Raw genomic sequence first — 11,992 nt, 5'->3', positions numbered from 1 at the left:
GCATCGGCCCAGGCGCGCCAGTCGGCGGCGACGTCTTCGAGATCGTCTGCCACCAGCAACGGCACCGACAGCATCGGATCGTTGTGCAGGAGTTCCAGGGTCACCGTGACATTGCCATCCGGATCCTCCATTGCGCGGGCGGCAACGCCGCGGAACGCATTGGCAGGCAGTGCGATGATCGCCGGCACGCCGCTCATCTCGAGCAGGCGACGGATCACGGCGCCGCGGTGGTCGATGGTGAACGTCACGTCGCCATAGTCGTCGCGCGTGGCGTAGCTAACCACCTGCGGCAGGCGGAATGGGTCGAGGCGCATGTTGCGTCCCGCCCAGACTGGCTTCAGTCCAGTGTTCATAGAGTGCCTTCCTGTCTGTCTCCTGAGAGCCGGTGTCCGGTTCTCTCCGGGCCAGTTTTCCCGGCCTCGTTATGGGGAAACAGTAGCGCGGGCTCCTTACCGCCGCGCTTAAGAAAGTCGGTTAAATTTTGCTGATCTCAGGGATGGTTATCGGAATGCCACCGACCACAAGATGTTGAAAGGATCAGATAACCTTACCGGGATTCATGATGCCGGCCGGATCGAAGGCCGCTTTTACCCTGCGCATCAGATCGATGGCCATTGGCGGCGCGGTGGCGATCAGTTCGTCGCGCTTCAACTGGCCGATACCGTGCTCGGCCGAGATCGATCCATGGAAGGACCGCACGACATCGTGCACGGCCTTGTTCATGGGATGATAGAGGGCGAGAAACGCCTCGTCGTCGCCGTCGACGGGCCGCGAGATGTTATAATGGAGATTGCCATCGCCCATATGGCCGAAGCAGACCACGCGGGCGCCGGGGCAGACCCCTTCCACCACGCCGGCCGCCTTGTCGATGAACTCCGGGATCGCGGCTGTCGGCACCGAGATGTCGTGCTTGATCGAAGCGCCCTCGGGCTTCTGGCACTCGGGCAGCGTCTCGCGGAAATTCCAGAAAGCGTCGCCCTGGGCAAGGCTTGCCGAGACTACTGCGTCGCTGATGATACCTTGCTCGAGCGCTTCGCCCAGAATCTCCTCGATCAGCGCCCTGCCGTCTTCCTCGGAACGTCCTGAAGAGACCTGCATCAGCACATACCATGGCCAATCATCGGCCAGCGGCCGCGTGATGCCTTGGCCATGCTTCAGCGTGAAGTCGTAAGGCCTTTTACCGATCAGCTCGAAAGCGGTGAGCGAGGCGCCGGCCCGGTCCATCGCCAAGGTAAAGAGCGACAGCGCCGCCTTGGGCGACGACATGCCGGCAAAAGCGACCTCCCTGCCCTTCGGCCTCGGGAAGAGCTTCAAGACAGCGGCGGTGATGATGCCGAGCGTGCCTTCGGCACCGACRAACAGATTCTTCAAATCGTAGCCGGTGTTGTCCTTCTTCAGCTTGCGCAGATCGTCGAACACYTCGCCGGTCGGCARCACCACTTCGACRCCGAGGCAGAGTTCGCGCGCATTGCCATAGGCAAGCACGCCGGTGCCGCCGGCATTGGAAGAAAGGTTGCCGCCGATCTGGCAGGAGCCTTGCGCGGCGAGCGTCAGCGGAAACAGCCGGTCGGCGGCATCAGCCGCCTCCTGCAGCGTCTGCAGGATGACGCCGGCCTCGACCGTCACCGTGTTGGACAGGACATCGATCTCGCGAATACGGTTCAGCCGCGACAAGGACAGGATGACCTCGCGGCCGGATCTGTCCGGCACCTGGGCGCCGACCAGACCGGTGTTGCCGCTTTGCGGCACGATGGGCGTTCCGGTCTCGGTCGCCAGCCGCATGATCCGGCTGACCTCGTCGACRCTGCCSGGCCKCAGCACCAGCGMYGTCSSGCCGTGCCARAGTCCGCGCCGYTCGATGAGATAAGGCGCGATGTCCTGCTGGTCGCGCARCGCRTATTTTTCCCCGACGATCGCCGCGAAACGGTCGATCAGAGCGGGGTCGAGTGTCTTTGGAATTTCGGTCATGTGGGAAAACTACGGTGTGGGCTCAGTGTTGTCACGAGGGGCGGCGGCACGCGAGAGCCGGTCGTTGATGGCCTCGCCAAGCCCATCGAAGGGAATTTTCTCGACCGCGATGGTGCGCGCKCCGCTGCCATCGAGATCCTGCATATAGGCGAAAAGATTGCTCGCGGCTTCGCGCAGATCGCCAGATACCGACAAATTGCGAAAGGCAGCCGCATGGTGCCAGCCTTCAGCCCGCTGGCCGCCGAAGCCGAGCAACGCTTCGTCCTTGCCAACCGTACCGGCATTGAGCCGCATCGCGGCACCTGGCGCATAGTGCGAGGCAAGCATGCCCGGCGCCTCGACCCCCGCCCCTCCGCCGCGCAACAGAGCCATGCCGATGGCCGCTTCGATCTCCTCGGCGGCAATGCCGCCGGGCCGGAGCAGGCGCAGTCCTTCGCCTTCGGCCTTGACGATGGTCGATTCCAGTCCGACCGGCGTCGCGCCGCCATCCACCACCAGCTTGATGCGGGCGCCGAGATCGGCCGCCACCGCTTGCGCCGTCGTCGCGCTGATCTTGCCGGATGAATTGGCGCTGGGTGCGGCAAGCGGACGGCCGAGTTTTGCTATGAGGTCGCCGCCAAAACCCCTCGGCATGCGCAAGGCGATCGTATCGAGCCCGGCGGTGACCAGCGGATGAATGCCGTTGCCTAACCGCTGCGGCAGCACCAGCGTCAGAGGACCCGGCCAGAAGGCCAGCGCCAGTTTCCTCGACAGCGGATCAAAGACAGCGATGCGCTCGGCCATGTCCATGTCGGCGACATGGGCGATCAGCGGGTTGAAGCGCGGCCGACCCTTGGCTTCGAAAATGCGCGCCACGCCGATGCCATTGGTGGCGTCGCCGGCAAGCCCGTAGACGGTTTCCGTCGGGATAGCGACGACATCGCCGTCCTGGAGCAGTGCCAGCGCCCGCTCCAACGCGTCGCCAACGGCAAGTATCTCAGCCACTCTCGTCACCTCGCAGATGGCGGCTGCGTAGTACGATGGCGGCTGTTGGGCAAGCCGGCTGTTCGGCAAGAGAGGGTCTTGGCGATTTATCAATTCCTAAAATGCTATGTTTCCGCGAAAGCCGGTATCAATTCCGGTCCGCTACCATCCGGGCTTGGGCAAAGGGGAGTGGTCATCGTGTCTGTGCGTATCTTGCTGGGGATCACCCTGGCGGCGTTGAGTGGCGGAGCTCAGGCCTCGTCCCTCATCTTTCCCGGCCCGCCGGCCGAGACGCCCTCCATCCTCATGCTGAAGGCAGCCGATATCAAGGCAAGCGATGTGTTGTCCGTCGTTGCGCTCGGTGAGCCGGACGTTACCTATGAGAAGGTGGCGGCAATCCCCAACGCGCCTGAGCCACGGCACGGTTTCATGCCAGGCCCGATGATCATTCGTGGCGGCGTCGTCGGCGGCGACTTCTCGACACCGACGCAAGGCAAGGCACCGGCCGCGGCCACCACCGCTGCTCCTGCTCCAGCCCAGGCGACCGCCTCGGCGGCTCCGGCGCCGGGCACACAGAAGAAGCCGGCCGCGCCGGCACCTGCACCGACAGCGCCCGTTCCCGGGGTCGGCAAGGTCAAGTAGCGGTCAGCGAACGGACGGACTGGCCAGATCGTTGACAGCTTGACGGCGCCCGGCGCACCATTGTCGCGCGAGCTCGTCCTGGCCTATCTGGCTGCTCAACTCTGCCGCCTGAATTTGGCCAAGCGATTCGGGCAAAGGCGATTCAGGCAAAGGGGCGGCTCTGGCAAACGGGTTTCGTCGTTCAAAGGGGGGTGATCATGAGAATATCCAAGACCGTTACCGTCGCCGGGCTTCTGCTGGCGTCGTTGCTGGGCGCCAGTGCTGCGCAAGCCGATGACATGCTGGGATCCTATGTCGCGCGCATTTCCGATCGCGATCATCAGGCGAGCGACGGCTATGCGCTGGACAGCGCCGCGCAGATGGTGCGGCAGGACCRCGCCAACTGGCACAAGTTCCATCGCCGCGACAGCGACGATGAGGCGGATGCCTGGTTCAGGACCAACGACCAGCGCGCCGATCTGCAGCGCATGCTGGAGCGTCCCGGCGCGATGAGTTCCTCGACCAAGCGCGCCATCGTCAATGGCGAACCGCTGATCCAGGTCGACGTCTACGAGGACAGCGTGCGCGTCAGCATCCTGGAGAACTGATCCCGTAAGGCTCCGGGAACAAAAAAGAGGGCGGCGCTGATGCGCCGCCCTCTTTTTTCGACAGAACCAGATTGAAATTCAGACTGCTTTTTCCTTGTCGTCGTCCTCTTCGGACTCGCCGTCTTCGGATTCTTCTTCGCCTTCAGCGTCATCGCCTTCAGCCTTTAGGGCATCATCGGCGTCGTCTTCGTCTTCGTCCTCATCTTCGCCGTCATCGCCCGAGAGCGTGGCGGCTTCAGCATCGTCTTCGTCGGACTCTTCACCGTCTTCGTCGTCGCCTTCTTCTTCGTCGCCGTCCTCGTCATCAGACTGATCGGCGGCTTCGACCGTAGCGGCGGCGGCATGATCGAGGGCGGTTTCGGAAGCGGTTTCAAGCGCCTCGACAGGAGCCGAGGTTTCTTCWGTCACTTCGATTTCGTGAKCGGAATTCATGGAAGCCTCCGTKGGGTTGGGGAACATGTCCCTTTTGCCACGGAGAGATCATCGTCATATGACTGTAAGCCGGCTCGAACGGCCGGCTCGCAGATATTTTTCCTGGGCTCTCAACCGGCGATTTTTGCGAAATCCGCAACTTGACCAGTGGCCGCACGAATGCGGGCGAGCAGCGCCAGACGGTTGGCACGTACGGACAAGTCCTCATCATTCACGAGAACACCCTCAAAGAATGAATCAACTGGTTCGCGCAACACGCTAAGCGCCAGCATGGCAGCGGAAAAGTCTTCGTTATGAATCGCTTCGCCGGCTTGCTTCTCGGCCTGATTCACCGCCGCAAACAGCGTTTTCTCGGCATTCTCCTTGAATAGAGCCGGCTCAACGGTTTCGGCGACCGCCGTTTTCTTCTTCTCCTCTGCAGCCAGAATGTTGGCCGCACGCTTGGTCCCGGCGAGCAGGTTCTTGCCGTCCTCGGTATCGAGGAAGGAGCCCAGCGCTTCGACGCGGCGGACGATCTGCAGGAGGTCGTCGGACTGCGGCGTGATGACGGCATCGATCAGGTCGTGGCGCGCGCCCTGGTCGCGGAGGTAGACTTTGAGGCGGTCGTGGAAGAATGCAACGAGGTCGGCGATGAATGGCGACAGCGATGCATTGAGCTCCATCAGACGCTGGCCATCGAAAAACTCTCGCTCTTGATCGGCGGAGCCAAAAGTTTCTGCACTTGCGTTGGCCAGCCCGCCTTTCAACAAATTGGAGATCAAGCCAGCTTCGGACAACAGCTGGCTTGCCCCCTTGTAGTCGCGAATGCGGGAATCGAGCATCGCGACGACGCCACGGCTCTCAGCGCCATCGCCTTTTTGTTCGTATACGGCGAGAGCCGATGAGACCGCGGCCGCAATGGCAATGCCCAACGAAAGCTTGAGCTTGTTTTCCAGAACGATCCTCACCACACCCAGCGCGGCACGGCGCAGAGCATACGGGTCCTTCGACCCCGTCGGCTTTTCATCGATGGCCCAGAAGCCGACCAGCGTATCCAGCTTGTCGGCGAGCGCGACAGCGACCGACACGGGATCGCTCGGCACATAATCTGACGGGCCCTGCGGCTTGTAGTGTTCCTCAATGGCAGCGGCCACGGATGGGTGTTCGCCCTGGAGCAGCGCGTATTTGCGGCCCATGGTGCCTTGCAATTCGGGGAACTCGCCGACCACTTCGGTGGTGAGATCGGCTTTGGCGAGAACGGCTGCGCGAGCGGCGAGCGCCGGGTCAGCGCCGACGATCGGCGCCAGATCCTCCGCCAATCGCCTGATCCGCTCCACCCGCTCGCCCTGCGTGCCGAGCTTGGCATGGAAGGTCACATTGAGATGGTCGAGCCGGGCCACGCGCTGGTCGAGCGGCTTTTTCAGATCGAGCCCGAATTTTGCAGCCGATGCTTCGAGCTGGCCGAGATCGGGCAGATCACCCTGGTCCGTCGTCCAGAAATAGAGCGCGTCGGACAGGCGGGCGCGCACCACCTTGCCGTTGCCGTGCGCGATCTCCTTGCCGCCGTCCCTGGCTTCGATGTTGGCGGTGAGGATGAAGCGGTTGGACAACGCCTCGCCTTCACCCTGCGGGCGCGTGACAARGCACTTCTGGTTGGCGCGGATGGTCAGCCGGATCACCTCGGCCGGAATGGCGAGGAATGCCTGCTCGAACTCGCCCATCAGCACGACAGGCCATTCGACCAGTCCGGACACCTCTTCCAACAAGCCTTCGTCCTCGACCAGGTCGAGCCCGTTGGCGAAAGCAAGATTGCGGGCGTCGGCGAGGATGATCTCCTTGCGGCGGTCGGCGTCGAGCACGACCTTGGCGGCCTCCAGCTTGCTCACATAATCGTCGAAGCGACGCACGGTGATTTCGCCCGGTGCGAGGAAGCGGTGGCCGTAGGTGATGTTGCCGGCGCGGATGCCGTCGATCTCGAAATCGACCACGACMGGCTCCTCGGTCTCCGGGCCGAAGGTGCACAGGATCGATTGCAGCGGCCGCACCCAGCGCAGCGAGCCCGGCTTGGCCGAGGCCGGCCCCCAGCGCATCGATTTCGGCCAGGGAAAATTGCGGATGATGCCAGGCACCAGTTCGGCGACRATCGCTTCGGCCGCCCTGCCCGGCTTCGAAATGTGGGCGACATAGAAGTCGCCCTTCTTCGGGTCGGAATGGACATGCGCCTCGGCGACAGAAGACAGGCCGGCCTTGCGCAGGAAGCCCTGTACCGCCTGCTCGGGCGCTGTCGTCGACGGCCCTTTGATCTCTTCGCTTATATCTTTGGAGCGTGCCGTGAGACCCCTGATATCGAGCGTCAGACGCCGCGGCGTCCAGTACTCGCGCGCCGCCTCGTAGGTCAGCCCTGCCTCGACCAGACCGTCGGTCAGCATCTTCCTCAGATCACCCGCCGCCTTGCGCTGCATGCGGGCGGGAATCTCTTCCGAGCGGAGTTCTAGAAGCAGGTCAGGCATTGGTTGAGGCTCACGCGACAATGGTGAGCGCGGCATAGCAACTCGGCTGRCCGCTGTCACCCTTTCCAGAAATTTTGACCGCCCTGTCGGGACGCGGCGACCCCACCCGTCCTTGGATCAAAGATTTCCATGAACCGAACGCAGCGCTGAAGCGACACACGCTCAGGCAGGGAACACTTGGCTGAACGATCATGAAAACGGCATCCAGACTTCTGCAGATCCTCGCGCTCAGCGCCTGCTTCACCGCTCAGGTCCACGGTGCCTTCTCGATGCCGGGTGTAAGACAGGCGCTGCGGACGATGGCAGGGCAGAACGGCCAGATCCTGTCGCCGATCAACGCTTCCCTCGAATTGATGAAAGGTGCCTGAAGCTCAGGCCGCCAATCCACCCGCCTGCGTCTTCAAAAACGCCTCGCCGCAGGCCTTCGCCAGATTGCGCACCCGCAGGATGTAGCTTTGCCGCTCGGTGACCGAGATCACGCCGCGCGCGTCAAGCAGATTGAAGACATGGCTGGCCTTGATGCACTGGTCATAGGCGGGGAAAACCATCTTGTGCATCGGCAGATTGTCGTTCGAMGCCGGCGCGCCGGCATCGAGCAGCGCYTTGCACTCGGCYTCRGCGTCTTCGAAATGSCTSAGCAGCATCGCCGTGTTGGCRWATTCGAAATTGTGGCGCGAATATTCCTGCTCGGCCTGCAGGAAGACGTCGCCATAGGTSACCTTKTCGGCRCCTTCRCGGCCGTTGAAGTTGAGGTCGTAGAYRTTGTCGACRCCTTGCACATACATGGCCAGCCGCTCCAGCCCRTAGGTCAGYTCRCCCGCCACCGGCGCGCATTCGATGCCGCAKACCTGCTGGAAATAGGTGAACTGCGACACTTCCATGCCGTCGCACCAGCAYTCCCAGCCMAGCCCCCAGGCGCCCAGCGTCGGGCTYKCCCAGTCGTCCTCGACRAARCGGATGTCRTGCAGCAGCGGATCGACGCCGATCGCCTKGAGCGAGCCGAGATAGAGCTCCTGCAGGTTCGGCGGGTTCGGCTTCAGGATCACCTGATACTGGTAATAATGCTGCAACCGGTTCGGGTTCTCGCCATAGCGGCCATCCTTGGGACGGCGCGAGGGCTGGACGTAGGCGGCGTTCCAGCGCCGGGGGCCGAGCGCACGCAGCGTCGTTGCCGGGTGAAACGTGCCGGCGCCTACCTCCATGTCGTAGGGCTGGAGGATGACGCAACCATAGGCCGCCCAGTAATTGTGCAAGGTCAGGATCAGCCCCTGGAACGAGCGGCTGGGGTGCATATGGGCGGGAAGTTCAATCGTCACGGGTGGCCTCGACAGCAAAGGCTAGAGCCTGTCCTTTGAGCATGATCTTTCCGAAAACCGGTACCCACTTTTCGGGATCATGCTCTTGCGGCACGTCCTAGAGACACGGCGGCGAAGCGTCAAGCAAGGCGCGTGGGATGCTGCCGCCGTAAGGGTGCCGCGCAACGTTGAAGGTTTTGCCGGGAACTGGCCCATTGCCGACCTCGGGAGGCTGCGGTCTGCTTCGTCCCCTGCAGCCCACAGCAACGACGACAGGTCCAGTCATGTCCAATTCCATCATCGTCCGCCCGGTCACGCGACAGGATTTCGACCGATGGCTGCCGCTGTGGGACGGCTACAACGCATTTTATGGCCGCTCCGGCGAGACGGCGCTGGCGAGCGAGATCACCGCGATGACATGGTCGCGCTTCTTCGATGCCTATGAGCCGGTGCATGCGCTGGTTGCCGAAAGCGACGGCCAACTGCTCGGCCTCGTGCACTATCTCTTCCACCGCAGCACGACGGCGATCGCGCCGAATTGCTATTTGCAGGACCTTTTCACCAGGCAGGCGTCGCGGGGGAAAGGCATCGGCCGGGCGCTGATCGAAAGCGTCTATGAGCGCGCCCAGGCAGCCGGCTCCGGGCGAGTGTACTGGCTGACGCACGAGACCAATGACACGGCAATGAAGCTCTACGACAAGGTCGGCGAACGCTCCGGCTTCGTCGTCTATCGCAAATTATTTTGAGGACGGCGCGCCCTCCAAACGAAAACGGGGCTCCGAAAGAGCCCCGTCCGCATTCCAAACAAGCCGATTTCACCCCTTCGGGGCAGGCACCGGCTCGGGCTTGACCTTCGGGGTTTCCTGCGCCGTGTTGGACTCGATCGGCGGCAGGCCCTTCAATAGCTTCTGCTGCAAGGTGGCCAGCACATCGGGATCGGGCTTCAGGTCGCGGGCCTGGTTCCACTGGAAGGTCGCTTCCAGCTTGCGGCCGACGCGCCAGTAGGCGTCGCCGAGATGGTCGTTGAGAACCGGATCTTCCGGCTTCAGCGACACGGCGCGCTCCATCTCGCGCACGGAGTCATCGAACCTGCCCATGCGGAAATAGGCCCAACCCAGCGAATCGACGATGTAACCGTCGCTCGGCCTGAGATCGACGGCCTTCTGGATCATCGCCAGGCCTTCCTTGAGGTTCGTATTCATGTCGACCCAGGAATAGCCGAGATAGTTCAGCACCTGCGGCTGGTCTGGCTGCAGCTCCAGCGCCYKGCGGAAATTCGGCTCGGCCTTCGGCCATTCCTTCAGCCGCTCATAGGCGATGCCGCGCTGGTAGWAGAYGTTCCAGTTGGCCGCGSTCGGSGTCTTCAGCACCTCGACGGCCTTGTCGTAGAGATTGGCGGCCGAACGGAAATCGTCCTTCGAGGAATAGACCCCGCCAAGCGCCAGATAGGCGCGCATGTCGTCGGGATGAGCCTCGACAAAGGCCTTCAGATGGGTGATCGCCTCATCATGGCGGTCGAGATCGGCAAGGTTGAGGCCAAGCTGCAGGTCCGAAAGCTCCTTCAGCGGCGAAGAATCAGGGATGCGTCGATAGAGCGCGATGGCGCCCTCGCCGTCCTTCAGCTGTTCGGCGACGGCGGCGAGTTGCACAAGAGCCGCATCGCTGTCAGGCCTGAGCGCCAGGGCATATTGCAGGTAAAGGCGGACGAACGGCTCGCCGCCGCCACGGTTGAGCGCGGTGGCGAGATCGAGCAGGATTTCGGAAGCACCGTCGGACGGACCGGAAACGAAGGGCGCGATCTTGTCGCCCTTGGCGATCCTGTCGCGCAGGGCSRCGATTTCCAGTTTGCCCGGCGAAAACGTYTCGGCCTGGTCGAGCACCGAGATTGCCTTGGCCTTGTCGCCCTTGCGGGCCAGGAACGAGGCGTAGGCCTGGGCATTGCGCATCCAGGTCTCGGGCGCGGCACCGCCAGCGGTGGTATCCTGCATCGTCGCGGCGTAGATCGCCTCGGCCTTTTCAGGCATGTTGGAGGCGTCGGCGATCAGGGCGCGGTGGAAGGATTTGAACAGGCCGAACCAGTCCGGSCCYTGWAGCTTGTCGATSGASGCCATYGCWTCGSTGGCSTSGCCGGCACCYTGYTSSGCCCARCCGGACATGACGCCCGAGATCAGGCGGTCGAGATCGGATTCCAGCGACAGCTTTAGCCAGTACTGCGCCTTGGTGAAATCCTTCTTGTGGAAGGAATCAGCCGCCAGCGCCAGACGCGAGAAGCGCTCGACATCGGGCACTTCCTTGAGCTTGTCGGCATAGACCAGGGATTCGTCGAAGCGGCCTTGCGCGATCAGCGACAGCATCAGGCTCTGCTGCAGGGCGATGTCGCTCGGATTAAAGGCCAAAGCCTGCTTGTAGTAAGCGATGGCGCTGTCGAGGTCGTTGTCGCCTTCCGCGATCCGGGCAGCCAGATAGGCGCCCGAGAACGACGAGATCTTGACCGGTTCGGTGGATTGCTTGGCATAGGCTGGCAAAGCCGAAATCGCCATGCCCGTCACAATTGCCAGCCTTGTCAGCCAGCGCGCACGTCCTTGCTGCATCGTATCCCTTTCAGCCAGGCGCCATCTCCGCATCAGCGGGATCGACGTAGACTCGATCTTTCCGGGCAAAGCATGGCCTTTTTGGGGTCGCGCTTCAATCCGCCTGAAATTCACAATCGGGTCAGCCGATTAACAAACCATGGCTGAAGGGGACATTCGATCACGGAAAGGCCGGCGTCAAGGTCAGCACGGCACGGCGGGTCGCTGCACCTTCGTGTCGGGAAAGCCACCGGCCGCTATCGTGCTGCACAGCTCGTTCCACTCGCAGCCGCCGCAAGCCTTGCGTACGCCGCCAACGGAAAACGCCTGTCGCATCCGCGCCAGGATTGCCGCATCGAGATCGAGGCGGATGCCGGCCTGGATTGGCCGGTCCAAGAGATCCCCGACATCGCGTGCAGCAAGCCCGTCCCGTTCAACGACGCTCTCGTTGAGACAATGCGGTTCCGGCTCGTCGAGCAAAGGCGCGCAGATGTCGTCTGGACCGGAAACGAGGAGAATGTCCTCGCCCCGGCTCAGGCGCTCCGCGATCCCATCATAGTTGGCGGTGAAAGCAGGGCTGTATCCCTTGCCCACATAGGTGAGCAGGCAAAGGAGGTGATGGGCGCGCAGCCTGATCGTCACGGATTGGCCGGCTTTGCCTTGCCGCCGCGAAGCGCCATCAGTGTCGCCGCACCGAGCGCCGACTTGAGCAAGCCGCCGACGATGAACGGCAGGAAGCCAAAGGTAATGGCCTGTTCGGTTCCAATCATGACCGCGAGCCATGCGGTTCCCAGCACCAGACAGGCCAGATTGCCGAGCAGCATGGCAATGAAGGCGAGCACGACGCTGTTGCCATTCCAGCCGCGTTCTGCCAGCCAGCCGACCAGCGCGCCGACAACCGGGAAAGCGAAGAGATAACCGCCCGTCGGCCCGACGAAATGCACTACGCCGGCGGCCCCCCCGGACAGAACCGGAAAGCCGACAGCGCCCTCGACCAGCCACGCGGCGATGGTGATGGCGCCAAGCCGCCAACCATAGAGCGGACC

At 62.9% G+C, this 11,992-nt stretch carries 13 protein-coding genes; 4 read left to right on the top strand and 9 right to left on the bottom strand.

Going from position 1 to position 11,992, the window contains the following annotated elements; all coding sequences use genetic code 11:
* From AC1DX0_RS21815 to AC1DX0_RS21805, 3 genes are all read right to left on the bottom strand, one after another.
* On the bottom strand, positions 1–353 hold a 353-nt coding region (locus tag AC1DX0_RS21815), incomplete at its 3' end, for a DUF6101 family protein (protein WP_477356825.1).
* Positions 354–537: 184 nt separating this feature from the next.
* Positions 538–1,968: an FAD-binding oxidoreductase gene (locus tag AC1DX0_RS21810; protein WP_477356823.1), complete on the bottom strand. Its 1,431-nt coding sequence runs from the start codon at positions 1,966–1,968 to the stop codon at positions 538–540.
* Positions 1,969–1,977: 9 nt separating this feature from the next.
* A complete protein-coding gene (locus AC1DX0_RS21805) occupies positions 1,978–2,952 on the bottom strand; it encodes an L-threonylcarbamoyladenylate synthase (RefSeq protein WP_477219683.1) in 975 nt (324 codons plus the stop codon).
* Positions 2,953–3,129: 177 nt separating this feature from the next.
* On the opposite strand from AC1DX0_RS21805, the gene AC1DX0_RS21800 reads away from it, so the two are divergent.
* Together AC1DX0_RS21800 and AC1DX0_RS21795 are read left to right on the top strand one after the other, a co-directional pair.
* Positions 3,130–3,573 carry a hypothetical protein gene (locus AC1DX0_RS21800; protein ID WP_477219684.1) on the top strand — a complete coding sequence of 148 codons (444 nt, stop codon included), beginning with the start codon at positions 3,130–3,132 and terminating at the stop codon, positions 3,571–3,573.
* Positions 3,574–3,770: 197 nt separating this feature from the next.
* Positions 3,771–4,160, top strand: coding sequence for a hypothetical protein (locus AC1DX0_RS21795; protein WP_477356821.1), 390 nt, complete (start codon positions 3,771–3,773; stop codon positions 4,158–4,160).
* 78 nt (positions 4,161–4,238) lie between these two features.
* Here the strand turns inward: AC1DX0_RS21795 and AC1DX0_RS21790 are convergent, their stop codons facing one another.
* Entirely contained in the window at positions 4,239–4,592 is a 354-nt protein-coding gene (locus AC1DX0_RS21790) for an ATPase (RefSeq protein ID WP_477356819.1), read from the bottom strand.
* 110 nt (positions 4,593–4,702) lie between these two features.
* Positions 4,703–7,081: a glycine--tRNA ligase subunit beta gene (gene glyS / locus AC1DX0_RS21785; RefSeq protein ID WP_477356817.1), complete on the bottom strand. Its 2,379-nt coding sequence runs from the start codon at positions 7,079–7,081 to the stop codon at positions 4,703–4,705.
* 191 nt (positions 7,082–7,272) lie between these two features.
* Between glyS and AC1DX0_RS21780 the strand changes: the two genes are divergently transcribed.
* Positions 7,273–7,449, top strand: a complete 177-nt coding sequence (locus AC1DX0_RS21780; RefSeq protein ID WP_477219688.1) for a hypothetical protein — start codon at positions 7,273–7,275, stop codon at positions 7,447–7,449.
* Positions 7,450–7,452: 3 nt separating this feature from the next.
* Here the strand turns inward: AC1DX0_RS21780 and AC1DX0_RS21775 are convergent, their stop codons facing one another.
* On the bottom strand, positions 7,453–8,373 hold the full coding sequence (locus tag AC1DX0_RS21775; protein WP_477356827.1) for a glycine--tRNA ligase subunit alpha: 921 nt from the start codon (positions 8,371–8,373) through the stop codon (positions 7,453–7,455).
* A gap of 287 nt (positions 8,374–8,660) precedes the next feature.
* On the opposite strand from AC1DX0_RS21775, the gene AC1DX0_RS21770 reads away from it, so the two are divergent.
* Complete coding sequence (locus AC1DX0_RS21770) at positions 8,661–9,122, top strand: N-acetyltransferase family protein (RefSeq protein ID WP_477219689.1); 462 nt, start codon at positions 8,661–8,663, stop codon at positions 9,120–9,122.
* Between the two features lie 69 nt (positions 9,123–9,191).
* Here the strand turns inward: AC1DX0_RS21770 and AC1DX0_RS21765 are convergent, their stop codons facing one another.
* The 3 genes from AC1DX0_RS21765 to AC1DX0_RS21755 form a co-directional block, all read right to left on the bottom strand.
* Positions 9,192–10,967 carry a tetratricopeptide repeat protein gene (locus AC1DX0_RS21765; protein ID WP_477356815.1) on the bottom strand — a complete coding sequence of 592 codons (1,776 nt, stop codon included), beginning with the start codon at positions 10,965–10,967 and terminating at the stop codon, positions 9,192–9,194.
* A gap of 183 nt (positions 10,968–11,150) precedes the next feature.
* Complete coding sequence (locus AC1DX0_RS21760) at positions 11,151–11,588, bottom strand: DUF1284 domain-containing protein (protein ID WP_477219691.1); 438 nt, start codon at positions 11,586–11,588, stop codon at positions 11,151–11,153.
* Positions 11,585–11,992, bottom strand: a 408-nt coding sequence (locus AC1DX0_RS21755; protein WP_477356813.1) for a biotin transporter BioY, incomplete at its 5' end; no start/stop codon positions are given. The genes AC1DX0_RS21755 and AC1DX0_RS21760, both read right to left, overlap by 4 nt.

It is taken from the genome of Mesorhizobium sp. P3_A9 (assembly GCF_056402975.1).
Note: the sequence above shows the minus strand (reverse complement) of the source record. Positions and strands in the feature narration are given on the sequence as shown.